Origin of the sequence: Sorangium sp. So ce124 (assembly GCF_051525235.1) — a bacterium.
GTDB classification, from domain to species: Bacteria; Myxococcota_A; Polyangia; order Polyangiales; family Polyangiaceae; genus Sorangium; species Sorangium atrum.
Window position 1 is genome coordinate 1615042 of record NZ_CP150312.1, and the last position, 25925, is coordinate 1640966.

The following is a 25925-nucleotide window of genomic DNA, read 5'->3' on the forward strand; positions in this document are numbered from 1 at the left end:
TCCGACCACGGCTGTTCCATCGTGAGAGCGTCAGCGCTCACCTCACGCCGCGGCCTGCCCGCCGCGGCAGCACGGCGCGCGCGCGCGCGAGCCACTCGCCGAGCGACGTGGCGTCCGGGGGGACCGCGTCGAGGTCGGCGTCCTCCGTCACGCGCACCATGGCGGCGCCGTCGCCCGGCATCATGCCCTTCGCCGCGAGCATCGCCTGCGCCCTGAGGGGCGACATCTCCTCGGTCGCCTTCTCGCCGAGCAGCGCGAGGATCCAGCCTCCGAGCGCCGGCGCGGCCACGCCGCCGATCACGTCGGGCGGCGAGGACAGGGCCGACGAGACGCGCCGGATGCCCTCCGCGATCGCCTCGCGGCGCGCCGGATCGCGGTCGATGTCGCGGGCGAACGCGAGGATCTCGCACCCCGCCTCCTGCGCGTCGAGCGCCGCGCCCAGCACGTGGTGCGTGTCCTCGTGGGCCGCGCCGCGCGCCTGGTACTTCCGGATGCTCTTCCACTCGCGGGCGCCGCCGACGACCCATCCGCTCGGCTGGACGCGCGAGAGCAGCGTGAAGAGCACGCCGGGGTGCTTGTCCGACTGGTAGGCGGGCGCCCCGGCGCGGCTGCCCAGCTCGCTCTCGCCCTCGCCGACGAGGAAGACCCGGATCCGCTCGGGCGCCTTCATCACGGCCGCGGCCCTCCTCCGAGGAGCGGCGCCTCGTCACCGCCGTTGGCGTAGCTCAGCCAGAGCTCCCCCAGCGCGTACACCCTCGCCCGATCCTCGAAGCCCGGCGTCTCAAGGATGCGCGTGGCCCTCATTCCGTGCTCGCCCGCGCGGGTGACGACCGTGACCTCCTCCGGCTGCAGCTCGTTCACGACGAGCGGGCTGTGCGTCGCGAGGAGGACCTGGGTCTTCTCGGAGACGAGGCGCAGCGCGCGCATCACGTCGGCGATGCGCGCGGGGTGCAGCCCGTGCTCGGGCTCCTCGACGAGGAGCAGGGGCATCGGATCGAGGTGCGGCAGCGCCGCGAAGGCGAGGTAGTACAGCATGCCCTCGCTCATCAGCGACGCCGGCACGACGGCGCCGCCCTCGAGCTTCACGCCGATGGCCTTCGTCGTGGAGCTCGGGTTGGCGAGGTGGAGGCTCTTCACGCTGGGGAACAGGCGGGTGAGCTCCTCGTTCAGATCGACGTACGCCGACAGGTCGCGGCTGATGACGGCGTCGTAGACGGCCGGCAGGCCGGTGCCGCGCTCGTCGGCGAAGCAGAGCGGGTGCCCGTCGGGGATGAGCGGGTGCGGGGCCCTCAGCGCGTCGGGATCGAGCCGGAGCATCTGGGCCCCGCGCAGCGCCTGGACGATGTCCATGGCAGGGCGCTCGGGGCTGGGCCCGCCGCCCGCGTCGTCGTCCCCGCCTGCGTCGTCGAGCAGGGAGGGGGGCTCGAGGTCCCTGGGGAACGACATCGACCGGACCCGCCCCCCGGCGTCGAGCTCGACGCGCCACGTCGTGCTCGCCGCCGACACCTCGAACACGGCGCCGTCCGGGGCCTTGCTCGTGGGGCCGGCGCGCCCGAGCGTGTCCGGCGACGGCGCACCGAGCGCCCGCTCGAGGACGGAGGAGAGCGTGCGGAGCGCCCGCAGCACCGTGCTCTTGCCGCTGTCGTTGGGCCCGATGAGCGCATGCAGCGGCGTCAGCTCCAGCGTCGCGTCCTGGACGCAGCCGTAGCCCCGGATGCGGAGCTGCTCGACGTAGGGTCGGTCCATCGAGGTCGACGCCAGCATAGCCGCTCGCTCGGCAGCAAGGAACTTGGCCCGCCCTCGCCAGCCCCTCTACGCCGCGGTCATGCGCCGCCTCCCGTCGATCGCGCTCGTCGTCCTCATCGCGCTCGCCGTCCCCGTGGCGAGCGGCCTCGGCGAGCGGCACGCCAGCGCCAGCGTCGCTTATGAGTCGCCTTACACCTTCGAGCAGACCTTCGGCACGGCGCTGCGCCTCGTGCGCGTCGATCTCGGCTTCAAGATCGTCGAGAAGGACGTCTCCAATGGCTACCTGCTCTTCGAGTACCGGAGCCCGGAGAGCGGCGGCAGGGCGACGCAGGGGGCGATCGAGGTCGTGGACGGCCGCGCCGGGGTGCACGTCGCCGTGCAGCTCCCGGCGATGCCGCAGTACCACGAGCAGGTGCTCCTCGACGGGCTCGTGAAGAAGCTCGCCGCCGAGCACGGCGGCCCGCCGAAGAAGGCGCCCGCAGGCGGGGGCGCCCCTCCCCCCGACGCGGGCGCCCCTCCCCCTGACGCGGGCGCGCCCTAGCCGCGCCGCACGTACTCGAAGTCGACGGGCTTGCCCTTGAGCCCCTTCGCCGGCGCCGCGATCCAGTTCGCCATCTGCTTCGGATCGAACACCGGCTTCTCCATCAGGCTCTTCACGTAGGCCTCGTCGCTCGCGGTCGGCAGCCACGCGTCGCGCCGGCGCTCCCACTCCTCCTTCGAGAGCGGGTTGCCGTCGACGTCGAAGTGGAGCCCCGCGTAGATCCCCGAGCTCCGGTGGAAGCGCCGGCTCGGCAGGCTCAGCCTGAACGACACGCCCGACGCCTCGATCACCCGGTTCATCTTGTCGATCCCGCGCTGCGAGTCGGCCACATACTCGTCGCGCAGCACCTCGTTCATCGCGTTCCTCAGCGGCACCTCCTCGCGCCGCCAACCGGTCACCGCGCCGCCCCCGGCGGCGGGCGCTTGCGGCACGTGCGGCACGTGCGGAACGTCGAACACGTACACGCCGTCGAGCGCCCGGTGGTCGTCGTACGACGCCTCCTTCGCGCGGCCCTTCACGCTCGAGGCGAAGAACGACGCCGCGTTCGACGAGATCTCCCCGCCGAAGAGGTCCAGCGACAGCGAGTACCAGAGGTTCAGGTACTTCTGCATCGTCGGCAGATCGATGCCGCCCTCGGCGCGCGCGTCCTCGTTCCTGTTGCGCTTCATCAGCTCGCAGGTGCGCTCGACGATGCGGAGCAGGCCCGTCTCGCCGACGAACATGTGGTGCGCCTCCTCGGTCAGCATGAACCGCGTCGTGCGCGACAGCGGATCGAAGCCGCTCTCCGCGAGCGCGAGCAGCTGGTACTTGCCGTCGCGATCCGTGAAGTAGGTGAACATGAAGAACGAGAGCCAGTTCGTGCACGGCTCGTTGAAGGCGCCCAGGATCCGCGGCTTGTCCGGGTCGCCGCTGCGCCGCTCCAGGAGCGCCTCCGCCTCCTCCCGGCCGTCGCGGCCGAAGTGGCTGTGCAGGAGGTACACCATCGCCCAGAGGTGCCGCCCCTCCTCGACGTTCACCTGGAACAGGTTCCGCAGGTCGTAGACGCTCGGGCAGCTCTGGCCGAGCAGCCGCTGCTGCTCCACGCTCGCGGGCTCCGTGTCCCCCTGCGTCACCACCAGGCGCCGCAGCATGTTCCGGAGCTCCCCCGGCACCTCTTGCCACGCCGGCTCGCCCAGGTGGTCACCGAAGCCGATCGTCCGGTCCGCCACCCGATCCGCGAGGAAGATGCCCCAGCGGTACTCCGGCATCTTCACGTAGTCGAAATGCGCCCACCCCTCGTGATCGACGCTGATCGCCGTGCGCAGGTAGATGTCGTCCGCCTGGAAGCCCTCGGGCCCCGTCTCCCGCCACCAGTCCAGGAACTTCGGCTGCCACGCCTCGAGCGCGCGCTGCAGCTTCCTGTCCGACCCGAGGTCGACGTTGTTCGGGATCCTCTCCGAGTTGACCACCGCGCTCATGTCCGCCTCCAGTCGAATTCGGGGCGCTCCGGCCGCCCGTACACCGTCAGCGCGCCCCGCTGGCCCACCGCGTTGGGGCGCTGGAAGATCCAGTTCTGCCAGGCCGACAGCCGCGAGAAGATCTTCGTCTCCATCGTCTCCGGTCCGCAGAAGCGCAGGCTCGCCTCCATCCCGGTGAGCGCGTCGGGCGACAGGCTCACCCGCTCCTCGATCGCGAGCCGCACCTCGTCGTCCCAGTCCATCGCGTCCGGCGCGAAGGTGCAGAGGCCCTCCTCCAGCGCCTCCTCGGCGGACAGGAGGCCCGTCCTCTCCTTCAGCGCTGCCACGCGCTCCGGCGCGCCGAGGAAGCGCGACGCGAGCCGCGTGAGGCCGTTCGACATGACGAGCGGACCGAAGTTCAGCGAGCTCAGCGCAATTGACGCGGGCGACTCGGGCGACGCGGGCGACGCGGGCGCCCCTGCCTGCCCCTCGTCCCCTCCGCCGTCCAGCATGTAGGAGCGGTCCGCCGCGAGGGCGAGCTCGAACAGGCTCCCCGCGAAGCAGGAGCCTGGCTCGATCAGCGCGAACACGCTGCGCGCCGTGAGGTCGAGCCGCTTGAGCACGCGCCGCATGTGGAGCAGCACCTCCTTCACGAACCAGTCGTCGCGGCTCGCCCACAGCGCCTCGTCCGCGGCCCGCACCGCGGCGGGAGAGCCGGACGTCCGCAGGAGCACGAGGCCCACCGTCGGGTGGTTGAAGCGGAGGTCGAGCAGCGCGTCGTCGAGCTCGCGGAACGCGCGGAGCGCCCACAGGTCCGCGCCCGCCCGGCGCATCTCCGCGGCGTCCATCGACACCTCGCGCCCTTCGCCGTCCGGCCCGAGCACGCGGATCTCCGCGGTCCTCGCGGCGCGGTCGACCTTCATCGACACGTGGCGGTAGTCGCAGGTGGACACGTCGCCCGCCGTGGCGCGCCGCGCCTCGAGCGGCGGGAGCCTCACCCCGGGCCCCGCCCTGTCCGGCGTCGCCGCCGCGAGCTCGGCGGCGCGCTGGGCCACCGCCTGCTCGAAGCGGCTCTTCGGGATCGAGCGATCGACGAGGCCCCACTGCTCCGCGCGCTTGCCGCGCACCCCCTCGGCCAGCGTCGAGAACACGTCCGCGAGGTCGCGCCGCACCTTGCGCTTGTCCACAAGCCGCGTGAGCCCCCCGGTCCCCGGGAGCACGGCGAGCAGCGGCGTCTCCGGGAACGAGACGGCGCTGCTCCCGTCGTCGGAGAGGAAGATCTCCTCGCACGCCAGCGCGAGCTCGTAGCCGCCGCCCGAGGCGACGCCGTTCAGCGCCGCGAGGTAGCGCTGCCCGCTCTCGGAGCACGCCTCCTCGAGCGCGAGGCGCGTCTCGTTCGTGAACTTGCAGAAGTTGACCTTGAACGCGTGCGTCGACGACCCGAGCATGTAGATGTTCGCGCCCGCGCAGAAGATCCGCGGCTGCGCGCTCGTCACGACGACCGCCTTCACCTCGGGGTGCTCGAAGCGCAGCCGCTGCACGATGTCGGCGAGCTCGATGTCGACCGCGATGTCGTAGCTGTTGAGCTTCAGCTGGTAGCCGGGCCGCGCCGCCGCGTCCTCGTCGACGTCCATCGCCACGCGCGCGATCGCCCCCTCGAACGAGAGCTTCCAGTGCCTGTAACGACCTGGCTCCGTCTCGAAGCGGAGGGGCGCGTCCTCGCCGGACGAGCCGTCTTCCCGGGCCCTGGTCTGCGGCGCCGGCGCCGCGGAAGGAGGAGAGGTGGTCGCTTCCATACCCGACGAGCCCACCACCGCGCCGGGGTTCAGTCAAGCAGTATAGTTCTTGTTGGTCCGGCTTTCATGAAATATATTGCACCGACGAGATGGCGTCCCGTCAGACATCGCGCAGGGCGCGCGCAGGCCAGGGGCCGGAGGCCGGCGAGGCGGACGGCGCGCCGCCGATCCTCGCGCGCCTCGGCGGTCGGCTCCGGCAGCGGCGGACGGAGCTCGCGCTCACCTTGCGCGAGCTCGCCGAGCTCGCCGGCGTGAGCGAGCGCTTCCTGGTGCTGCTCGAGAGCGGACGGGCGAACGTTTCCGTGGTGCGGCTCGAGGACATCGGCCGCGCGCTGGGCACCTCGGCCGCCGCGCTGCTCTCGGCGGGCGAGCTCGGCGAGGAGGCGCCGCCGCGCGGCCGGTCGGCCTGCGAGGCGGGGGGAGGGGCGGGCGCGCCCCTCGTCGCGCTGCTCGGCCTGCGCGGGGCCGGCAAGACCACGATCGGCGGCCGCGCCGCGGCGCGGCTCGGCGTGCCCTTCCTCGAGCTCGACGGCCTCGTGGCCTCGCGCGCGGGGATGACCCTCGCCGCCCTGTTCGAGATCCACGGGAACGCCTACTACCGGCGGCTGGAGCGCGAGGAGCTCGCGCGGCTCGAAGGCGCGCGCGTCCACGGGATCGTGGCCACGGGCGGCGGCCTGGTGACCGATCCGGCGACCTTCGAGCGGCTGAGGCGCTGTGCGGTGACGGTGTGGCTGCGGGCGACACCCGAGGACCACTGGCGCCGTGTGGTCGAGCAGGGGGACGCGCGCCCCATGGCCAACCGGGCCGACGCCATGAAGGAGCTCCGGGCGCTCTTCCAGGCGCGGCGCGCGCTCTATGAGCAGGCCGACTTCGCGGTGGACACGTCGGCGCTCGGTCTCGCGCGCTCTGTCGATCGCGTGGTCAAGATCGCGCGCGAAGCTGGTAGAAGGAACGCGACGCGCTCGCCTTGAGTCGGGGGCGCGCTCCCCCTCCTCCCCATGTCCATGCCGCGCCTCAAAATTCTCTTCGTGGTGTCCGAGTGCGTTCCCTTCAGCAAGACAGGTGGTCTAGCCGACGTGGCGGGCGCGCTGCCGATCGCGCTCGCCGCGGCCGGTCACGACGTGCGCGTCGTGATGCCGGCGTACCGTGTCGCCAAGCGCTACCTCGCCCGCCAGATCGCGCTCGCCGAGCAGCGGCCCGCGGGCAGCGAGGCCGTCGCCGCGCCGGCCGTCGCCGCTGCGGCCGCCGGCAATGGGCTCGCTGGCTCAGCGGCTGACGCGGTTCCATCGGCCGATGCCGCCCCGGCTGCCGATGCCGCCCCGGCTGCCGATGCCGCCCCGGCTGCCGACGCCGTCCCGGCGGCCGACGCGGCCCGAGGCGGAGACGGCGAGCCTCCGGCGGAGCGCTTCGTGCCGCACCGCCTACCGCTCTCGCTCGGCGTGCCCCTCGGCGGCGGCGAGGCGTGGACCGCCGTCTGGGAGACGCGCCTCGATCCCGGGACGCCCGGCGCGCCTGCGCCCCGCGTGTACCTGCTCGAGCACGACGTGCTCTACGATCGCGACGGCATCTACGGCGACGCGCACGGCGAGTTCGGCGACAACCTCGCCCGCTACGCGCTCCTCTCGCGCGGCGCGCTGCAGCTCTGCCACGCGCTCGAGTTCTGGCCGGACATCGTCCACGTCCACGACTGGCAGTCGGCGCTCGTCCCGCTCTACCTCAACGTGCTCGAGCACCGGTCGCCGCTCGCGCGCGCCGCGTCCGTGCTGACCATCCACAACCTCGGCTACCAGGGCTGGTTCAACAAGGGACAGCTCCCCACGACCGGGCTCGGATGGGATCAGTTCCACAGGTTCTGCCTGGAGGCGTACGACAGCATCAACCTGCTCAAGGGCGGCATCTACAACGCCACGCTCGTCTCCACGGTCTCCCCCAGGTACGCGCAGGAGATCCAGACGTGGGAGGGCGGCGAGGGGCTCGACGGCGTGCTGCGGGATCGCGGCACCGACGTGATCGGGATCCTTAACGGCATCGACGATTCCATCTGGAACCCCGCGACCGATCCCCACATCGCGGCGCCGTTCTCCGCCGAGGATCTTGGCAACAAGCGCCTCTGCAAGGCGGCGCTCCAGCGAGAGATGGGGCTCGAGGAGCGCCCCGACGTCCCGCTCCTCGGGCTCATCAGCCGCCTGGCGACCCAGAAGGGGATCGACATCCTCGCGGGCGCGCTCGATCACATCCTCTCGCTCGACGTCCAGCTCATCGTCCTGGGCTCCGGCGAGCGCTGGGCGGAGGACCTCTTCTCGCGGATCTCCGGCGCGAGCGACCGCTTCCGCGTCTACGTCGGCATGAACGAGGGGCTCGCCCACCGCATCGAGGCGGGCGCCGACCTCTTCCTGATGCCGTCGCGCTACGAGCCCTGCGGGCTGAACCAGATGTACAGCCAGCGCTACGGGACGCTGCCGGTCGTGCGCGCGGTCGGCGGCCTCGACGACACGGTCGAGAACAACGTCACGGGCTTCAAGTTCGAGGAGATGTCGTCGAGCGCGCTCGGGAACACCGTCGCGTGGGCGGTGCACCTCTACCGCGCCGACCCGGCCTACTTCCGGTCGATGCAGCTGCGGGCGATGAAGAAGAACTTCGGCTGGGCGCAAGCCGCGCGGCAGTACGAGGCCCTCTACCGCCTCGCGATCGCCCGCCGCACAGGCCGCCCGTTCTGATCGCGCCCGCGCCCCCGGCGGAGGCGCGGCGCGGTCGCGCTCGTGCCTCCCTCGAGGGAGGCGCGCGCCCCCCTCGCGGGGAGCGCGCCCGGGCGCGTCACTCCTTCTCGGGCTCGGGGGCGGCCGGCGCGGCAGGCGCGGCAGGCTGCACGGCCCCGGCGGCCTCGCGCGTCGCCGCCTGGCTCTTCGCCATGAGCGAGCGGGAGAGCGCGCGGTGCTTCCCCTCGATCACCGACACGAAGCTCGTGACGACCGGCAGGAACAGGGCAGGGGAGGTGATCCCCTTGTCCGTCAGCTTGGGCTCCGCCGCCTTCACGTCGCGGATGAAGCCGGCGAGGGCGGGCTCCATGATCTTGGCCCACGGGTCCGTCTGGTGGGTCGAGCCGTACTCCTTGAGCGCGGCCGCGGACGTCTCCAGCTTCTGGAGCGCGGTCTTCTCCGCCGCGGGATCGACGCTCTTGCTGGCGAGGATCAGCATGAGCGCGCGCGCGTCCTCGAGGGCCGTGATCGCCTCCTTCTGGCCCGCTTCCGCCTTCGCGAGGTCGGGCAGGTGGGACGAGTGCCACGCGGACACCGCGAGGCCGAGCTTGTCGGAGTGCGCGTCGAGCTTCTGGAAGTCAGCGACGAGCTTCGCGTGGAGCTCCTTGCCCTTCGCGAAGCTGTCCTTCTTGTACTCCTCGCGCTGGTAGTAGTTGGCCGCCGCGGCGATGTTCTTCGCCAGCTCGGTCGCGAACGGCGCGTACTCGGCGAGCGCGGCGTCGACGTCCGCCATGGCCGGCTCCTTGAGGCTGAGGGCGACGGTGCAGGCGCGCGCGTTGCGCTCGTGCGGCGCGCGCGCGCTGAAGTTGATAGGCCGGCGCTCATCCACCTTGCCGGGCGGCGCCGTCGGGCCCTTGGCGACGGGGGCGCTGGTGCCTCCCGGCGCCGCAGCGGTGCCGGGCAGGCCTGTCGTCTTCGGCGCGGCGGCGGCGGCGGGCGCCTTCGCGGGGAGCGGGCCCTTCGCGGCGTCTCCGGCCTTCGCCTGATCGTCGTTGCCGAAGCTCGGGATCTTCTTCTCGCTGGGCTCGTCCTTGCCGAGGCTCGCGAGGTACGCGTCGCGGGCCTGCTTCAGCGAGAGCGTCCCGAAGTAGCAAACGTCGACGCGGTATTCCTTCATCGACTGCGGGTCGACCTTCGCCATCGGCGACACGGGCGTCCGCAGGCTCGCCTTTCCCTTGTTCGCGTTCGCCGCCGCGGAGCTTGCCGGCTCCGGCTGGGGAGGAGGCGGGTCCTCCTTGCAGCCGGCAGCACCGCTGGCGACGAGCACGAGCGCGATAGAACAGAGAGACCTGACGGAAATCATTCGGTGTGCCTCCTCGGCTGGCGCAGGAACGGGCGCATCATGCCTAAGCCGGCGGCGCTTGCAACACCCGGCCAGGGGCGAGAACTTGCGGCCCTGGTCGGGAAAACCCCGCCCTCGGCCCAAAACACGCGACGCCGCCCGGTTCTTCCAGGCCTCCGCCGGGGCCGTCCTCCCCCGGCCTCCGCTGTGGCTGACGAAACGTTCCGGGTCTAATGTCCGCCGCGTGAAGCTGCGAACCTTGACCCTGGACGAGCTGACCATCGACGACGAGCGCTCCTTCCGGCACGTCGCGCTCTACGACGATCTGAAGCAGGCACTCCGGCGCGACGGGTACCGCTTTCGCGTGCCCGAGGGCGATGCGAGCTGGGATCGCGTCGTCTTCTTGAACCTGACGTTCTGGAGCCAGAGCGAGCAAGGCGACCTGATCGCCGGCGATCAGGTCGCCGCCGACGTCGTCGCGCACGTCGCGTGGCACCACCTCGCCCACCGCGCGCTCACGGCCGCGGGCGGCGGCGCTCCGCCCAGCGCGGAGTCGCTCCTGCTCGCCGAGGCCATCGCGAGCGCGTTCGATCTGTACCTCGTCGGGCGCCTCCTTGGGCACGCTCCCAGCTCCGACTTCCTGGCCACGCAGGTGCCCGCGATGGCCGAGGCGGCCGAGGCGGCCGGCCTCTCCGACGCCGGGTTCGAGGCGCTCCTGGAGGGCGTGTCCGCGGACCCGGAGCGCGCCTTCGAGGACCTCCGCGCCCTGCTGTTCGACGTCACCACGGCGCTCGTGCGCTGCGATCGCCTGAGCCGCGCCGCGGAGATCCTCGCCGGCTTCGACGCCCACCGGTTCGCGCCGCTCCTCCACCACTACGAGCTGTCGAACTGGATCCTGTCGACCCGCGCCTCCGGGTCCGCCCCCGCCCCCGATCCGGTCGCGCGGGCCGTCGACGCGGCGCTGCGGAGCGCGCCGGTCTCGCTGGAGTGGTTGGAGCAACGCTGGGTGCGCCCGCCCGCGCCCGTGCCCGCGCTCGCCGACGAACCCTCCGCTTAGGCAAATCCAGCGGGATCCGGCGGAATCCCGCGGCCCCGAGCCGGGCGGAGCGGGCGGACCCGAGGACGACCGCCCTGGTCACCTGTGAAGAAGATTGCGCGTGCTGGCGAGCTGCGCGATTCTCTTCTCAAGGTGCAACTCGCCTGCTCTCTCTGCAGGACCTACGTGGAGATCGGTGTAGGACGCGAGATGCGTCCGTCCTTGCCGTTTGTCTGCAAGACGTGTCGCGCGAAGAGCAAGCAGTCAGCGTCCGAGAGGGGTGAGCCACGGTCTTCCCCCTCGGGCGTTCCGAGCTCCGCGAACGGACGCGACCGGCGGGAACCATCGAGCGAGCCCGAGCGCGTGAAGCCTTCCTCCGGGCGCCGCTCGGAGACGGGGGCCGGGCTGTCGAGCGATGTGCTGGACGCCGAGACGACGCTCCCGGGCGCTGACATCCAGCGCCGGCTGGAGACCGCGGGCGACACGGAGCGGCGCGCAGCGCCGGCGCCGGCCGCGCGCAGGCGAGGGCTCACGCTCGCGGAGCGGATCGCCCAGCAGGACCTGGACGCCGCGCCCGAGTCCAGCCCGAGGGCGCACCCGCTGGATGCGTTCGACGCGGCGGCCGAGGCCTCGCTCGAGCACGCCGTCGTGACGCCGGACGGCGGGCTGGGCCGGCGCGAGGTCCCGGCGCGGCATCGCACGTTCGCCGGCCTCTCCTGGGACGACGCGCCCCGCGCCGTGGCGGCGCCGGCCGGCCGGAGCCCGTCCGCGCTCCCTCCCGCCGACTCGGATCCCGTCTCGATCCAGGACCTCGCGCAGATGCTCTCTCCGGGGATCGAGCCGCCCTCGCTCTCGTTCGGCTCGCACGCCCTCGAGGAGGAGCGCGCGAGCCAGCCCGCGCCTCCGCTCGAGCCCGCCGCCGCACCCCGCGCGACCCCGCGCACGCCGGTCCCGGCGCGACCGCCTGCGCGGCGCGAGCAGCGCGTCACGGCGGCGCTCGCGCGTCCGCGGAGCGCCGCTGTCCCGCGCGCTGGCGGCTCCTCGCGGCCCATCGCGCCGCCGTCGGAGATGCCGCCGGCGCCGCTCTCCGAGATACCGTCGGCGCCGCTGTCCATCGACGAGGGCCGGCCGTCGTCGCACCGCTCGTCGCCCGAGCTCCGGCTCCAGGATGTGCAGGCCATGGCGGCGCTCGCCCCGCAGCCCATGCCGTCGGCGCGGCGCGCCCGGTCCGGCCCGAGCGCCGCGCAGCCCGCCGACGCCTCTCCAGCGGACCTCGCCTTGCTGGGTTCGCTCGCCCCGTCGCCGGCCGCGAGCTCGCCGCGCGCCGCCGAGGAGCAGCGGCGAGACCGCGCCAGGTCCAAGGCGGCCGAGGCGCAGGGCGCCGCGGGAGGGCAGCGGGATCAGGGGAGCGACGAGCGGCCGTCGTACGAGCCCCTCGCGCTCACGAACCTCTCCCCGCGGTCGACGGCCCACGCGGCGGGCGACTGGCCCAGCCAGACCGAGCCTCGCGGGCGCGCCGAGCGCAAGGAGACCTCGGGCCTGATCGACCTGCGCAGCATGGCGCCGCCGCCCGGCGCGGAGGGTGAAGCGCGCCGCAACGAGGACCGGGCCGATGACGAGATCCTGAGCATCAACGGCGGGCTGTTCGACGACGCCGCGGCTGGGCGGAGCTCGGACCCCTCGTTCCCCGCGCAGCCCGTCGAGCCCGAGCTCCCTGCCGTCGAGGGACACACGTCGTCCGGGGAAGAGACGCCGGTGCGCACCTCGATCACGGCCGGCTCCCTCGTATCCGAGAAGCTGCGCGCCTTCTCGACGCCGGCATCGCGCCAGAACCTGGCGCTCGCCGGCTGGGTGACCGTCGTCTTCATCGTGTTCGGCGCTGCGCTCTACCTCGCGCAGGCTCACGGCCGCTCGTCCAGCGCCGTGGCGACCCAGAACGCCCACGCAGACAGCAGCGGCGCGCTCGAAGCGGCGCCGCCTCCGTCGCCGGCCGCGACGGCTCCCGCTGGCCAGACCGCCGACCGGGAGCCGTCCCTGGATGACGAGCCGGCCGCGGATCCGCCGGCCGCCGCTCCCGGCCCTGCGGAGCAGGCGCTGGCCGCCTCCGCCGGTCCGGCCGGCGAGCCAGCTGCACCGCCGCAGCCCGTGCAGGCAGGGGCTGCTCCTGGGGCGGCACCCGAGCCGACCGCCGCGCCAGCAGCGACCACCGCGCCGGCGGCGAGCGCCGCGCCAGCGGCCACCGCTGCGCCAACGGCGACCGCCGCGCCCGCGGCGACCTCCGCGCCGCGAGCCAGCGAGAAGCCTGATGGTGCCGAGCGCCCTGCCCGGGCCACGGCGCCGAGCGAGCCCGAGCGCGCCAAGCCGACGGGCAAGCAGCCGCCGCCGGGCGCGCCGCTCCTTCCGGCGAAGGACGAGCCAGCGCGCTTCGATCAGAGCGCGGCGTCCAGCGTCCTCGCGTCCGCGGCGGCGGCCGCCGCCGGGTGCACCGGCGAGGGCCTCACCGGCACGGCCCGCGTGGCCGTCACCTTCGCGCCCACGGGGAAGGCCATGTCGGCGCGCGTGGAGGGGGGCGACCTGGTCGGGACCGCCACCGCCGGGTGCATCGCCGCTGCATTCCGCGACGTCGCGGTGCCGCCTTTCGAAGGAATTCCGGTCACCGTCATGAAGCAGGTGAAGATCCGCTGACGACGGGTCGAAAGCTTTCTATCCTCCCGCCGCTGTGCTGGTAGCGCTTCGGGTCAAGAACTTCATCCTGATGGACGCCCTCGAGCTCCGGCTCGAGCCTGGGTTCAACGTGCTCACCGGCGAGACGGGCGCGGGCAAGTCCATCGTCGTGGGTGCGCTCTCGCTGGTCCTCGGCGGCCGCGCGAGCGCCGAGCAGGTCCGCCCCGGCGCGGACGAGGCCGAGATCGAGGCGCTCTTCGACGTGCGCGGCTCCGATCGCGCGATGGCGATGCTCGACGCCGCCGGCATCGCGAGCGAGGGCGAGCTCGTGGTCCGCCGCGTGGTCCAGGCGACTGGCCGCTCGCGCGCCTACCTGAACGGCCGCCTCTGCACCGCGGGCGAGCTCCAGGCGCTCGCCCCGGAGCTCGCCGACGTCGCTTCGCAGCACGAGAGCGTGGCGCTGACCGATCCGTCGACGCACCTCGGCTACCTCGATCGCTTCGGCCGCCTCGTGCCTGCGCGCAGCGAGCTCGCGGCGGACGTCAGCGCGCTCGAGGCGCTCACCGCCGAGCTCAGGGCCGCCCGCGAGCTCGAGCGCGGCCGCGGCGAGCGCGAGGCGTTCCTCTCCTTCCAGCTCCAGGCCATCGACGCGCTGTCGCCGCGCCCCGGCGAGCTCGCCGATCTCGCGGCCGAGCGCAACCGGCTCCGCCACGCGGGCCGCCTGCACGACATCACGCGGCGCGCAGCGTCCCGCCTCGATCAAGGGGACGACGCGATGTGCGACGAGCTCGCGCGCCTCGCCTCGGAGCTCCGGGCCGCGGCGGAGATCGATCCCGCGCTCGACGATGTCGCCCGCGCGGTCGACGGCTGCTGGACGGAGCTCAGCGAGGCGGCCCGCCAGATCGCCCGTTACGCCGAGCGCGCGGAGGCCGATCCGGATCGCCTCTCCGAGATCGAGGATCGCATGTACCGCCTCGAGGGCCTGCTCCGGCAGCACGGCCCCACGCTCGACGACGTGCTCGCCGCGCGGGCGCGCCTCGCGGCCGAGCTGGAGCGCCTCACGGGGGTCGAGAGCCACGTCGCGGAGCTCGAGCGGCGGCGCGACGCCTTGCTCGCCGTCGCCGCCGAGCGCGCCCGCAAGCTCTCGGCGAAGCGGCGGAAGGCCGGCGAGAAGCTCGGCGCCGCGATCTCCACGGAGCTCGCCGATCTCGGCATGGGCGGGGCGCGGGTCGTCGTGGACATCGAGCCGCACGGCGGCGACCGCGCCGAGCTGGTCGTCGACGGCGCCCGCCTCGGCCAGGACGGCATCGACCGCGTCGAGTTCCTCATCTCGCCCAACAAGGGGATCGAGCCTCGCCCCCTGCGCCGCATCGCCTCGGGCGGCGAGCTCTCGCGCGCCCTGCTCGCCCTGAAGCGGGTGCTCGCGGAGTGCGGGCCCGCCGGGCTCTACGTCTTCGACGAGGTCGACAGCGGCGTCGGCGGCGCCGTCGCCGACAAGATCGGGCGCGCGATCGGCGACGTGGCGCGCCACCACCAGGTGCTCTGCATCACCCACCTTGCGCCCATCGCGGCGTTCGCCGGCGCTCACTTCGTCGTCGCCAAGGAGAACGCGGGCGGCATCGCCAAGAGCTCGGTCACGCGCGTCGACAAGAAGGACCGCATCGCCGAGGTGGCGCGGATGCTGTCGGGGGCGAAGGTCACCGGCGCGTCCATCCGGGCCGCGACGGAGCTCATCGAGGCGGCGCGGCTCTAGAGCGACGGCGTAGCCGAGGCGGGGGACCGGCGCTCTGCGACGGCCTACCCGAGGCGGGTGACCGCCGCTCTGCGACGGCGTACCCAGGGCCTGGCGCGGATCAGCTACGCGCGAGCGCGTAGTCGTTCAGATCGACGCGGATCAGGTCCTTGAGCCAGGGGTGCACCGTGATAGCGGTGCGGTAGAGACCCTGGGCCATGCGCCGGTAGCTCGTGTGCCCCTGCTTCGCCGAGCGGAGCTCGATGACGTGGAAGAGCTCGCGCAGGTTCAGCGTCCAGAGGGTCCTCACGCGGAAGCCGAGCGGCACCGCGTACTGCGACTCGAGGGGGTAGCGCTCCTCCATCGCGTTCCACGCGTCGCGCGCGGCGAGCATCGCGTCCTGATACGCCTCGGCGTGGCCGAGCTCCGAGAGGGCCTGCGGCGTCTCGAAGCCGAGCCTGCAGGTGAGCCGCTGCGTCGCGGGCGTCAGCATCCGGTGGCGCTGCAGGTCGCGGTACGCGCCGTAGTCGAGCATCAGCTCGAAGGTCATGCTCGACGCCTCGAACGCGCGCGGCGGCGCGTCGTACGGGCCGCGCTTCTCGCACGCCGCCTTCGCGATCCCGATGAGCTCCGGCAGCGTCGCGCGGCGGAGCGCGTCGCTCAGGTTGTAGGCGTGCACGCCCGGATCGCTGCCGTCGTACGCGAGCGCGAGCGCGACGCGCTCCAGCGCGTCCTTGTCGTAGCGCACCAGCCGGACGGGCTGGTTGATCACCATCGTCGCGCTCACGCCCTCCTCCGGCGGCGTGTAGACCCGCTTCATCGCCGCGGCGACCGTGGCCTGCAGCGTCTGCCGGAGCTCGTTCGGCGCGGCGTACTTCACGAGCGTCGGCGTCACGGCCAGCGCCGCCGTGTGCATGTCGCGGGCGACCCTGCGCACCTCCTCGAGCGGGTGCGACAGCATCTTCGTGAGCAGGATCTCGAGGGCCCTCGCGTTCGCGGTGAGGCCGATGTTCGTCCGCGTCCCCGCCGGCAGGAGGCCGCGCAGGAGATCGCACGCCTGCGCGCGCAGCGCCCCCTTGTAGGCCGCGTCCGACATCTTCTCGGGCTTCGGCGAGCGCGCGCCGAGCCGCTCGGTCACCCTGGGGACGAGGTCGAGGTAGGTCGCGAAGAGCCGCTCGCTGGACGCCTTGTATTTCGCGGCGTGCTCGGCGTCGAGCTCCGGCAGATCGATGAACGAGTGCTGATCGAAGACCACGTAGCGCGTGCTCTTCTCCGTGTACGAGCCGAGCCGCAGGTCCTCGATCACCTTGGAGGCGACGATGCTGACGTTCTCGATCGCGAGGTGCACGACGGCGTGCTCGGCGACCGACGCGTGGCCGTAGCCCACGACCCATTTCTCGTGGAAGCTCCGCGCCTTGTCCGACGCGAACGCGAGGCCCCGGCGCGGCCGGCCGTCGGCCTCCGGGGCGACGTCGAGCTCCTCGTCGCCGAGCAGGCGCGCCAGGTTGGTGCGCAGATCGTCCCGGCTGCGCGAGTAGTACGCGAACAGGACGGCGATGACTTCTTCCGGCAGACCCGACAGCGAGAAGACGTCGGCCGTCGGGCTCGACACATACGGCGCGATGCGGGCACGCGACGCTTCGTCCAAGGCCATGCCCCTGCTTCTACTCCCAATCGCCGGCTGGACGGTCGACAAAACTCGGTCCCGATCGACAGATCCGGCCCACGTCAGCTCACCGCCGCGTCGGCCCTCGTGGCCGGGGCTGGCCGGCGCGCGTGGTCCGGGCGCGGCGCGCAATTGACGTCGAGCGCGTCGAGCGCGTCGAGCGCGTCGAGCGCGTCGAGCGCGTCGAGCGCGTCGAGCGCGTCGAGCGCGTCGAGCGCGTCGAGCGCGCTCTGCGTCAGAGCGCTCGCGCCGCGGAGACGGCGAACGGATCGGCGAAGATCTCGCTGTTCGCGAGCGGCCGGCTGCGACGGGTCAGCACCTCGCAGCCGTTCCTCGTCACGACGATGGTGTGCTCGAACTGCGCCGACAGCGAGCGATCGGCCGTCAGCGCGGTCCACTTGTCTTCCTGGATCTCGACCTCGTAGGTGCCGAGGTTGATCATCGGCTCGATCGTGAAGCACATGCCGGCGCGGAGGCGGGCGCCGCTTCCGTACTTGCCCACGTGCGAGACCTGCGGCGCCTCGTGGAAGCGCCGCCCGATGCCGTGCCCGACGAAGGCCCGCACCACCGAGCAGCCCTCGCCCTCGGCGAATTCTTGAATGGCGGCCCCGATGTCGCCGAGGCGCGCCCCGTCCCGGACCTGGGCGATGCCGAGCTGCAGGCTGCGCCGGGACACCTCGGTCACGTGCTTCGCCTCGGCCGACGGCTTGCCGATGTAGAAGGTCGCGGACGTGTCGCCGTAAAAGCCGTTGTAGATCGTGGTGACGTCCACGTTGATGATGTCGCCCGGAACGAGGACGCGGTCGCACGGGATGCCGTGGCAGACCACCTCGTTGATCGAGGTGCAGACGCTCTTCGGGAACCCGTGGTAGTTGAGCGGCGCGGGGTAGCCGCCGCGGCGGATCGTGTCCTCGTGGACGAAGGTGTTGATGTCCTCGGTGGTGATGCCGGCGCGGATCATTTCGCCGACGCCGAGGAGCGTCTCCGCAGCCATCTGCGAGGCTGTGCGGAGGGCGTCGACTTCCTTGACCGTCTTGATGCTCACGTTGCTCACGGCGCAGACAGCTCCCCGAGGACGACGGCCTCCTTGACGGCCGCGGCGACCTCCGCTGTATCAGGTGAAAGGTGCCAGTGGATCTCCGGCTCGCCAGCCTCGCCGGCGAAGCGCCGGATGAAGGCGATGAAGGTGAGCCCGCGGAGCCGTGCGTCGATCGCCTTCGCGACGCCGAACGCGCGGCTCTGCGGCCGGATGTGGAGCTCGAACGTCCGGTCCGACGCCCGGGGTGTGGCCAGCGGAGGGTAGCCGACCTGGATCCCGAGGTGGTAGGTGCTCTGCTCGCCGATCGAGTCGACGGTCACCGTGTTGACGCGGACCCGCGCGACAACGTCTGCCGTCTGCGCCCTCTCGCGCAGGAACGGGTCCGATCTGGGCGAGGGGCCGTCCAGCGAGAAGCCCACGGCGGCCGGCTCGATGTTGTCGTCGAAGACCTCGCGCGCGCGCCCCTCCCATGCGGGCAGGCCGGCCTCTGGATCGACGGACGCCGCGGGGCGCTCGTGATCGGCGACGCAGCCGCCGGCGGGGCCAAGGGCCGCCAGCGCGGCGAGCGCAAGGCGCAAAGGTGCAGCACCGGCGGCAGGGATCATCCTTGGGGCCAGAGCTCGTAGCACGTCGGCCGTTCCCTGTCAGGACCCGGCACACACCGGCCACACGCGCTGCCGAGCCTGTTTTGCCCTCGTCGCGATCCGATTCGCGATCCGCCTTGCGCTCGCTCTCCATCGATCCACCCGAGCGATCGTCCAACGGCGGTCGACCCCGCTCGGTGCGGAGAACCTATTCTCCTGTCCTACCGCAGGTGCTAGCGTTCTCCGGCTTGCCGGGCTGGGTTTCCTGGCTTTTGCGATTGCACAGAGCGCAGGGACAGGGCCTGCGCCGGCTGGAGGAGGAACATGAAAGCGAAGAGGCTCCTGGGAGCGGCGCTGGCTCTGGGGCTGGGCCTTGCGGCGATCACGAGTGCGACCGTGGCGGCTGCCCAGCAGAAGCGGGGGACGGCCGGGGCGCCTGCCGCGGCTCCTGCCAAGCCTGCCGATACGCCGGTGACGAAGAAGACGATCGCGCTGACGCCTGCGGGCATCGCCTGGGGGATGACCACCAAGCAGGTGGCGGCGGTCATCGACAAGATGCTCGATGAGGCGTACGTGCCGCGTTACAAGGCGATCTCGCCCGGCGTGAAGATGAGGGCGCTCGACGCGGAGCTCGCCGAGGAGAAGAGCGCGTTCCGCCGCAGCCGCATCGACTTCGGCAGTTTGCCGACCGGCATCGACGGGACGCCGCTCAAGGGCGAGTACACCTACCTCAACAAGGAATCGATGATGACGCTGACCCGCGACAGCGGGAAGCGGTACTTCTTCTTCATCCAGGACAAGCTCTGGAAGATCATCGACGAGCACCCGCTGGGCGAGAAGGCCGCCCGCGGGAAGGACTATGCGTCCGCCGTGGTCAAGCTCGCGACGGCGTTCGGGGTGCCTGGCCGCGTGACGCCGCCCGCTCCGGACAAGGGCCGCTACGTCAACGAGGTCGACTGGAAGGACGCCGCCACGCACTTCCGTGCGATCGAGCGGAGCGACTCCGAGATCGCGTTCGCCTACGAGGACCTGGTGACGCTTGGCAGCCTCGAGTCGCTTCGCCCCAACAAGCCGGCCGACACGAACGCCATCGACCCCGCCGTCGCCTCCGCCGTCCGCAAGGAAGAGCCCCCTCCCGGCCCGCCCCCCTCCGCCGACAAGCCCGGCAAAAAGAAGTAGCTCTTTTCCGGCCCCGTCCCGGTAGCCCCAGCTGAGGCGGTCACCCGCACAGGAGACGGGCCCAGATCGGCGTTTTCGGCGCGCAAGCGCACTCCAGTGCGCTGAGCACCGAAAACGTCGAGATGGGCCCGTCTCCGCAGCGGGTGCCCGCCTCAAGCGAGGGAGGCGCCATCGGGGACACGCATGCCGTTGGTCACGATGACCCGTGCGGACGGCGCGACAGCGAGCACCGCTGGCTCGATCACCGCGCGCGCGGTGAGCATGGCTCCGGGGCAGCCCGAGCATGCGCCGGCCAGGTGGAGCGTCAGGTGATCGGGCTCGACGGCCACGATGTAGAGCTCACCGCCGTCGGCTCGGACGAGCGGCGCGATCACCTCGCGGCAAACCTTGAGAAGCTGATCGATGGAAGCCGGCATGGGGGTGAGCTCGGCAGCGCGAGCCAGTCGCCACAGCCTAGCACGGTAGCGCTCGATAAGGAGATCTCCCCCAGGCCCGCCGCCGACCGTCACGGCACCCGGGCCGCAGGCCGGGGGGCCGCCCCGGAGCTCGCGCTCAGAGCGTCGAGACGAGCGCGGCGACGCCGGCGTCCGCGGCGAGCTCCGGGGCGCGCTGCGCCGCAGCGCCGAAGGTGCGGCCGGCGATCTCCACCGTACCGCTCCAGGGGCCCGAGGCGGTCTTCGCCGGCAGGTCCAGCTTCTCGAGCGCCTCGGTGTTGACGTCGGGCGTCACCGGTCCGCCGTACGCCTTCGCGCCCTTCCACGCGAAGACGTAGAGCAGCGGCGTCGACTTCAACCCGTCGCGCTTGGCGAGCTCGGCGATGTCGCGCTTGGCCGCCTCCTGCAGCCGGTACGCGTAGGCGCGGAACGACCAGCCCGTGACGAAGAGGCCCTGGAGCTCGCCGCCGCTCCGCGTGACCGGGTGCACGGCGACCCACTGGAGATCGGGGCCGTTCCTGACCCCGCGCATCTCCTGCATCTCCCCGAACGCCTCGACGACGCCGCTGCCCGGCGCCAGCACCTTCCTGAGCTCGGGGAACGAGGCCAGGACGGACCTGTTCGCGAGCATGTCCGGATCGGCCTCGCTGCGCAGCACCGTGCCGCTCGGATCGGCGAAAGAGAAGAAGGTGCTCTTGGCGAACTCGAGCTCCTTCACCGAGGCGCGCGCTCCCGCGATCGCCTTCTGGAGCCCGAGCAGGTTTGCGCCCGGGTCGGTGTCCACCAGCGCCGCGAGCTTCTGCGAGCCCGCGGGGAGGCCGGTCCGCACCTGGCCGACGTCCTCCGCGACCAGCGGCGCGAGCTTGGCGCAGAGCTCCGCGGCGTGCTTCTGGGACGTCTTGCCGTCCTCCTGACACGCGCTCCCGAGGGCGGCGGCCAGCGCACAGGCGAGCACGGCAGGCTTGCTTTCGCTTCGGGCGAAGGTGGAAGAGCGCATCATCGAGAACGACTCTCCGAGGCGAGCGGAGTTCCGGCGGCCGGGACCATCGCGCCTCACAGGGTTTCCGGGGTTACAAAGATGATCTCGACCCGGGCGTTGCGGGCGCGCTCGCTGCCCCCCGGATCGACGACCGGGGACGCGGATCCCGCGAGGAACGGCGCGATGGACGGGCTCGCGGGCGCCCCCGCGGCGACCGCTCCTCGCGCCGGGCCCAGGGCGCGGACGACGGCATCGGCCCGCGCCGCCCATGCAGGCTCTTCCCTGGCGCTGAGCTCCCGGTCCGTGTGCACGACGACGGCCACGGGAAAGGAGGGGTGCGCCGCGGCGACCAGCGCAAGGTCGTGGAGGCGCGCCTCGCCGGCCTTCGTGAGGGCGTTGCCGGCGAACAGCCCGCGAAGCGTGACGACGATGCCGCGATCGTCGCGGACGGGCGACCAGGTGCCTGCGGCCGACAGCTCTGCGAGGAGCGCATCACCGGCGCCAGGCGCGCGGGTCACCGGCGTGGCGGCGCGGCGCGCGGCCGTCAGCGCGGCGAGGCAGCCCGCACGGGCGCGGGAAGCCTGGTCGATCGGCGCCGGGATGGCGCGGGTGGAGCCGCTCGCCTCCGCGAGCTCCGCGTCGAGCTTCTTGATCGCGGCGGTCGCTCCCTCGAGCTGCGCCGCGAGCTCGGCGCTGCCGGGCTGGGCGCCAGCGAGGCTCGCGGTCGCGGGCTGGGCTCCGGCGGGGCTCGCCGCAGCGGGCTGCGCGCCTGCAGGGGTCGCGGCAGCGGGCTGCGCGCCTGCAGGGGTCGCGGCAGCGGGCTGCGCGCCTGCAGGGCCGGCGCTTGCGGGCTGCGCGCCGTCCGGCGGCGCCGGCGCGATCAGGAGGCGCGCCGCGCCGCACAGCAGGCGGGCCTGGAGCGCGAGCGAGCGCGCTGCGGCGAGGCGCGCCTTCTCGCGATCCGCGTCGGCCTTGCCCGACGGGACCACGGGCTGCGCGTCACGGGCGACCTTGGTCCGCATGTCGAGCGCGTCGACCTCGGCCGCGACGCGCGACTGCTCGGCCTCGATGCCCGCGAGCGACGCCTCGCCGGCGGAGCGCTGCGCCTTCGCCTCGGTCTCGGCCGCCTCGGCCCGAGCCACCCGCGAGAGCGCGTGCGCGTGCGCGTGCGCCGCGATGGCCTGCTCGCCCAGGATCTGCGCCCCGGATCGATCCTCGCTCTCGAGCGCGGCGAGCGCGTCGCCGCGGAGCTTCTCCGCCCGCGCGAACGCGCCCGGCGCGTACCGCTTCGACTCGGCGGCGACCGCCCCCGCGCGGACATGCTCGAGATCATCGAGCACCGCTGGCCGCGGGATCGGCGCGCACGCGCCGAGGAGCACCGCCGCGATGGCGACCCCTGCGAGGCGACGCGCGCTCAAGGCCTGCCCTCCTGGCCCGCGGGAGCCGTCGCCTTGGCGGCGCCGCCCTTGGGCCCGGCGCCTGGCGCCGCGGCGGCGGCCCGCTCGGCCCCCCGCGTCGCCGGCCTCGCCTCCTTGGGCGCCGCCCCTCTCTTGCCGGCCTCTATCCGCTGCGCTTCGACGTCCGCCGCCGTCCTTGTCGCCTCGCGCGCCTCGGCCTCGATCCGATCGAGCTCCGCCGCGGCGCGGCCTCGCCGCGCCTGCGTCTCTTCGAGCAGCGCGCGCGCCCGCTCGAGCTTCGTCTCGACCTCGCGCGCGCGCTTCGCTGCCTCCACGGCCGTCGCCTCCGCCGCGGCGGCGCGCAGCAGCGTCCTCGCCGTCTCCGCCCACTCGAGGGCCACCGCGTCGAGCTGCCGCGCGTGCGCCGCGTCGCCCGCAGCGCGCGCGCCGTGGGCGCGCTGGAGCGCGCGCTTCGCCTGCGCCACCGGCTCGGCGACGACCTTCGCGGCGGTCGGCGAAGGCCCGCTCGCTGCGATCGGCTCGACGGGCGGCGCCCCGACAGCGCCCTTCTCGCCGTCGGCGGCCTTCTCGCCGGCGACGGCTGCGGGCGGGGGCGCGACGCGGCCCTCGATCTCGCGGAGGATCTGCGCCGCCTTGGCGCCGTCGCCGGGGGGCGGCGCGGGCACGGCGGCGAGCGGCTTCTCTCCTCCGCCGTGCGCCAGGGCGTCGGCGCTGCCGAGCGTGGCCGCGAGGGCGAGGAGCAGCGCCTGGCTCGACCGGCGCTGCCGCGCGTCACAGGGCATGGGGCGGGAACGCACGTCCGCCAGGTAGCAAACAGGGCTTCCGCGAGCAAGCGCAGCGGCGCCGCGGCTGCAGGGACGCGCGCGCGGCCGACGCGGGCAGCGCGCGTCACTCCGGAAGGAAGTTGCGGATAGCCCAGTCGATCTGCTGCTGATGCCGCTCGACAAGCGCCTTCGCGCCGCCCGCCTCGTGGAGGAAGACGCGATCGTCGTTGACGAAGACGGAGAGGTAATAAAGGTGCGCTTCCTTCCCCTCGTCGTGCCCGAAGCGCAGCTGGACGCCCGGCTGGCCGTTCCGGGCCTTCACGTCGGTCTTGCCGAGCAGCGCGTAGCCGCCGCCCTCGCGCAGCCGCTTCTCGATCACGCGGGACCAGAAGGCGAGGTCGCCCTTCGGATCGTTCTCGAACGCGCGGATCCCGATCACCAGCCCCTCGGCGGTGGTCGCGCGGTACTCGTCGTCGCCGTAGCGATCGCCGAGGTCGACGAACCCCGGCGGGGTCGCCGGGACGAAGGGCCGGCCGCAGCCGATCAGCGCCGCCGCTCCGGCGAGCGAGGCGAGGAGGACGAAGGCGTGGCGAAGGGAGTGGTTCATCGGAGGCGCCCGGTTCACAGGTTGAGGAGCCGCGAGAGGCCGAGCTCGTTGAGCCAGTCGATGGGGAGCCGCGGTCCCGACGGGGCGAGGGTCTCCGTCGAGCGCGGCTGGAAGGTCACGGTGAGGGTCGAGAACGCGACCCGATCGCGCAGGAACTTGAGCCGCCCCTCGAGGCGCTCGAGCTCGCTGGAGACGCGCGCGAGCTCGCGCTCCAGCTGGATCGACTCCTCGACCTTGGCGGCCTTCTCGAGGAGCTTCTCCAGGCGATCGCGCACGGCACGCGCGTTCCGGATGCGGATGCCGAGATCGAGGAACTCCTCGGTCACGTCCTCGGCGACCACGTTGCGCTGGAGGATGTCGCCGAGCCCCTCCAGGCGCTTCAGCGCCTCGTCGAACCGCGCGGCGGGGATGCGGATCGTGATCGTCCGATCGTCGCGGCGGGCGAGGAAGCCGCCGAGATCCCGCGCGAGCGCCTCGACCTTGCCGAGCGACGCGCCCACCTCGAACACCGCCATCGCGATGTCCGCCGTGTAGACGAGGAGGGGCGCGCGCGCCGCGCTCACCTCGCCGGCGGCCTGGGGCGCGCCCTGCGGCGCGGCGCCGGACGAGGTCGGCGCCGGCTGCGGCGTAGCGGCGGTCGGCGCCGGCCTCGCCGCCGGGGGCTGAGCGCCGCCGCCGGACGCCGGCGGCGGCGCGGCCTTGGCGAAATCCCCCGCCGCCGACACCTCGGCGTCGTACGACTCCTCGCGCACCGATCCCGAGCGCGTCGACGCGCCGGTCGTCTGCATGACGCCAGGAGGCATCCCTGCCACCGGGGCCGGCGCCGCTCCGTACGACGGCGAGCTGGAGGCGTCGCGCGCCGCCGAAGGGGCGGAGCTGCAGGCGGTGGGGCCGGCGAGCGAGGCAAGGAGAGCCCAGACGGGCAGCGTTCTTCGCATGGTTCCTCGGAGCATGGAGCCGGTGGCAGGCGCTCAACGCGCCGCTTCGGCCGACCTTACACCAGGAGCGCCTCCAGGCGTCGCCTACGCCGCCGCCCCAGGCACGCGGCGGAGCTGGCGCGCCCAGTACGAGACGCCCGCGGCCGCGCCCGCGATCGCCGACGCGGCGAGCATCGCGGTCAGCGCCGAGGGGAGCGCGATCGCGGCGAAGACCGCCGCGAACTGCACCGCCGTGGCGAGCTTGCCAGGGATGTTGGCGCTCGCCGCCGACAGGCGCGCGCCCTGGAAGCGGCGGCTCACCGCGATCCAGAGCGCGAGCGGCAGCTCGAGGAGCTCGCGGGCGAGCAGCGCCGGGATGCCCCAGAGGGGGAGCGCGCCGCTCTCGAGGAGCGTGCCCACCACCGCGAGCGCGAACACCTTGTCCGCGATCGGGTCGACGATCGCCCCGGTGGGCGTCACCTGACCGGAGCGGCGGGCCAGCCAGCCGTCGAGCACGTCCGTCAGGCCTGCGCAGCAGAGGACGGTGAGGGCGAGCGCAGGCTGCGTGGCCACGATCGGGAACAGCGCCGCCAGCGGCAGCCGGGCCAAGCTCAGGAGGTTCGGCGGAAGCGCGAGATCGCGCGGAGACAGGGGCGACATGCGAGGAACTCCACGCGCCGCATGCGACGCAGAAGCCGGGGCCCTGACCCGCGTCGAGCGCGGTCGAGCCTGCCTTAACCCAGTCGAGCGCGGCCCTGCCCGCCGCGCCCCGGCCGGCAGCCGCGCCGGTCCGCTTACCGCGAGGCGCCGCCGAGGATCAGCTGGCCACGCGCACCGTGAGCACGGGGATGTTGCTCTTCCGGATCACCTGCTCGGCGACGCTCCCGAGGAAGAGGTGCGTGATCCCCCGGCGGCCGTGCGTGCCCATGACGATCATCGCCGCCCCCTGCTCCTCGGCGGCGGCGAGGATCTCGGTCGCAGGGTCGCCCTCGCGCAGCGCCGTCGAGAGCCCCCCTGTCTGCGCCGACAGCTGCTGGACCGCGCGCGACGCGGCGGCGCTCACCTCGGCGTGGAACCCGGGCATCAGCGCCGGCTCGAGCCCGGGGTACGTGTAGACCGGGAGCTGATAGACGTGCAGCAGCACGACCCGGTGCCCGAGCCTCGCGCCCAGATCCCTCGCGAGCTCGATGGCCTTCATCGAGGCCGCCTCGAAGTCGACGGGCACCAGTATCACGTTCGCGCCTTCCTTCATCGCGCTCTCCTCGCGGGACGGGTGTCCCATCGAACCTCGACCGCCGCTGACCTCCGGGACGCTTTCGCCGCTGGCGGAGGCGCGTCGCGCGCATCTT

Annotated in this window: 23 protein-coding genes; 7 read left to right on the forward strand and 16 right to left on the reverse strand. The window is 73.2% G+C overall.

Features of this window, described 5'->3' with window-relative positions; genetic code table 11:
- Window positions 1–37 precede the first annotated feature (37 nt).
- Both WMF19_RS06005 and WMF19_RS06010 read right to left on the reverse strand, forming a co-directional pair.
- On the reverse strand, window positions 38–670 hold the full coding sequence (locus WMF19_RS06005; RefSeq protein ID WP_437331084.1) for a hypothetical protein: 633 nt from the start codon (window positions 668–670) through the stop codon (window positions 38–40).
- Complete coding sequence (locus WMF19_RS06010; protein WP_437898173.1) at window positions 670–1746, reverse strand: AAA family ATPase; 1077 nt, start codon at window positions 1744–1746, stop codon at window positions 670–672. The genes WMF19_RS06005 and WMF19_RS06010 overlap by 1 nt, the downstream gene beginning before the upstream one ends.
- Before the next feature lie 43 nt (window positions 1747–1789).
- Between WMF19_RS06010 and WMF19_RS06015 the strand changes: the two genes are divergently transcribed.
- Window positions 1790–2287 carry a hypothetical protein gene (locus WMF19_RS06015; RefSeq protein WP_437898174.1) on the forward strand — a complete coding sequence of 166 codons (498 nt, stop codon included), beginning with the start codon at window positions 1790–1792 and terminating at the stop codon, window positions 2285–2287.
- Here WMF19_RS06015 and boxB read toward each other — a convergent pair.
- A complete protein-coding gene (boxB, locus tag WMF19_RS06020) occupies window positions 2284–3744 on the reverse strand; it encodes a benzoyl-CoA 2,3-epoxidase subunit BoxB (protein ID WP_437898175.1) in 1461 nt (486 codons plus the stop codon). The two genes, WMF19_RS06015 and boxB, sit on opposite strands and share 4 nt — an antisense overlap.
- Window positions 3741–5519, reverse strand: coding sequence for a 2,3-epoxybenzoyl-CoA dihydrolase (gene boxC / locus WMF19_RS06025; protein ID WP_437898176.1), 1779 nt, complete (start codon window positions 5517–5519; stop codon window positions 3741–3743). The genes boxB and boxC overlap by 4 nt, the downstream gene beginning before the upstream one ends.
- 89 nt (window positions 5520–5608) lie before the next feature.
- On the opposite strand from boxC, the gene WMF19_RS06030 reads away from it, so the two are divergent.
- Both WMF19_RS06030 and WMF19_RS06035 read left to right on the forward strand, forming a co-directional pair.
- Window positions 5609–6490 carry a shikimate kinase gene (locus WMF19_RS06030; RefSeq protein ID WP_437898177.1) on the forward strand — a complete coding sequence of 294 codons (882 nt, stop codon included), beginning with the start codon at window positions 5609–5611 and terminating at the stop codon, window positions 6488–6490.
- Window positions 6491–6523: 33 nt separating this feature from the next.
- Window positions 6524–8236: a glycogen synthase gene (locus WMF19_RS06035; RefSeq protein ID WP_437898178.1), complete on the forward strand. Its 1713-nt coding sequence runs from the start codon at window positions 6524–6526 to the stop codon at window positions 8234–8236.
- Between the two features lie 97 nt (window positions 8237–8333).
- On the opposite strand, the gene WMF19_RS06040 is transcribed toward WMF19_RS06035, so the two are convergent.
- On the reverse strand, window positions 8334–9578 hold the full coding sequence (locus WMF19_RS06040) for a DUF3829 domain-containing protein (protein ID WP_437898179.1): 1245 nt from the start codon (window positions 9576–9578) through the stop codon (window positions 8334–8336).
- 223 nt (window positions 9579–9801) lie between these two features.
- Here WMF19_RS06040 and WMF19_RS06045 point away from each other — a divergent pair, with 223 nt between their 5' ends.
- The 3 genes from WMF19_RS06045 (at window position 9802) to recN (ending at window position 15010) form a co-directional block, all read left to right on the forward strand.
- The gene (locus tag WMF19_RS06045) at window positions 9802–10614 is read left to right on the forward strand and encodes a hypothetical protein (RefSeq protein WP_437898180.1); all 813 of its coding nucleotides are present in this window, start codon (window positions 9802–9804) and stop codon (window positions 10612–10614) included.
- Window positions 10615–10956: 342 nt separating this feature from the next.
- Window positions 10957–13278, forward strand: coding sequence for a hypothetical protein (locus WMF19_RS06050; protein WP_437898181.1), 2322 nt, complete (start codon window positions 10957–10959; stop codon window positions 13276–13278).
- 34 nt (window positions 13279–13312) lie between these two features.
- The gene (gene recN / locus WMF19_RS06055) at window positions 13313–15010 is read left to right on the forward strand and encodes a DNA repair protein RecN (RefSeq protein ID WP_437327851.1); all 1698 of its coding nucleotides are present in this window, start codon (window positions 13313–13315) and stop codon (window positions 15008–15010) included.
- A gap of 100 nt (window positions 15011–15110) precedes the next feature.
- Here recN and WMF19_RS06060 read toward each other — a convergent pair whose 3' ends face one another.
- From WMF19_RS06060 to WMF19_RS06070, 3 genes are all read right to left on the reverse strand, one after another.
- Window positions 15111–16643, reverse strand: a complete 1533-nt coding sequence (locus WMF19_RS06060) for an FAD-dependent thymidylate synthase (protein ID WP_437799249.1) — start codon at window positions 16641–16643, stop codon at window positions 15111–15113.
- 247 nt (window positions 16644–16890) lie between these two features.
- Window positions 16891–17709, reverse strand: a complete 819-nt coding sequence (gene map / locus WMF19_RS06065) for a type I methionyl aminopeptidase (RefSeq protein WP_272100605.1) — start codon at window positions 17707–17709, stop codon at window positions 16891–16893.
- Complete coding sequence (locus tag WMF19_RS06070; RefSeq protein ID WP_437898182.1) at window positions 17706–18299, reverse strand: cobalamin ABC transporter substrate-binding protein; 594 nt, start codon at window positions 18297–18299, stop codon at window positions 17706–17708. The genes map and WMF19_RS06070 overlap by 4 nt, the downstream gene beginning before the upstream one ends.
- Window positions 18300–18602: 303 nt before the next feature.
- On the opposite strand from WMF19_RS06070, the gene WMF19_RS06075 reads away from it, so the two are divergent.
- Window positions 18603–19457, forward strand: coding sequence for a hypothetical protein (locus tag WMF19_RS06075; RefSeq protein WP_437327853.1), 855 nt, complete (start codon window positions 18603–18605; stop codon window positions 19455–19457).
- A gap of 152 nt (window positions 19458–19609) precedes the next feature.
- Here the strand turns inward: WMF19_RS06075 and WMF19_RS06080 are convergent, their stop codons facing one another.
- The 8 genes from WMF19_RS06080 to WMF19_RS06115 all read right to left on the reverse strand — a co-directional run bounded on the left by WMF19_RS06080 (window position 19610) and on the right by WMF19_RS06115 (window position 25828).
- Window positions 19610–19873: a NifU family protein gene (locus tag WMF19_RS06080; RefSeq protein WP_012233706.1), complete on the reverse strand. Its 264-nt coding sequence runs from the start codon at window positions 19871–19873 to the stop codon at window positions 19610–19612.
- Window positions 19874–20009: 136 nt separating this feature from the next.
- Window positions 20010–20846, reverse strand: a complete 837-nt coding sequence (locus WMF19_RS06085; protein WP_437898183.1) for a hypothetical protein — start codon at window positions 20844–20846, stop codon at window positions 20010–20012.
- 98 nt (window positions 20847–20944) lie between these two features.
- Window positions 20945–22288, reverse strand: coding sequence for a hypothetical protein (locus WMF19_RS06090; protein ID WP_437898184.1), 1344 nt, complete (start codon window positions 22286–22288; stop codon window positions 20945–20947).
- Complete coding sequence (locus WMF19_RS06095; RefSeq protein WP_437898185.1) at window positions 22285–23070, reverse strand: hypothetical protein; 786 nt, start codon at window positions 23068–23070, stop codon at window positions 22285–22287. The genes WMF19_RS06090 and WMF19_RS06095 overlap by 4 nt, the downstream gene beginning before the upstream one ends.
- Window positions 23071–23176: 106 nt before the next feature.
- Window positions 23177–23659 carry a serine/threonine protein kinase gene (locus tag WMF19_RS06100; protein WP_437898186.1) on the reverse strand — a complete coding sequence of 161 codons (483 nt, stop codon included), beginning with the start codon at window positions 23657–23659 and terminating at the stop codon, window positions 23177–23179.
- Window positions 23660–23673: 14 nt separating this feature from the next.
- On the reverse strand, window positions 23674–24597 hold the full coding sequence (locus WMF19_RS06105; RefSeq protein ID WP_437898187.1) for a DUF4349 domain-containing protein: 924 nt from the start codon (window positions 24595–24597) through the stop codon (window positions 23674–23676).
- Between the two features lie 84 nt (window positions 24598–24681).
- Complete coding sequence (locus WMF19_RS06110; RefSeq protein ID WP_437898188.1) at window positions 24682–25236, reverse strand: CDP-alcohol phosphatidyltransferase family protein; 555 nt, start codon at window positions 25234–25236, stop codon at window positions 24682–24684.
- 157 nt (window positions 25237–25393) lie between these two features.
- Window positions 25394–25828: a universal stress protein gene (locus WMF19_RS06115; protein ID WP_437327860.1), complete on the reverse strand. Its 435-nt coding sequence runs from the start codon at window positions 25826–25828 to the stop codon at window positions 25394–25396.
- Window positions 25829–25925: the final 97 nt, after the last annotated feature.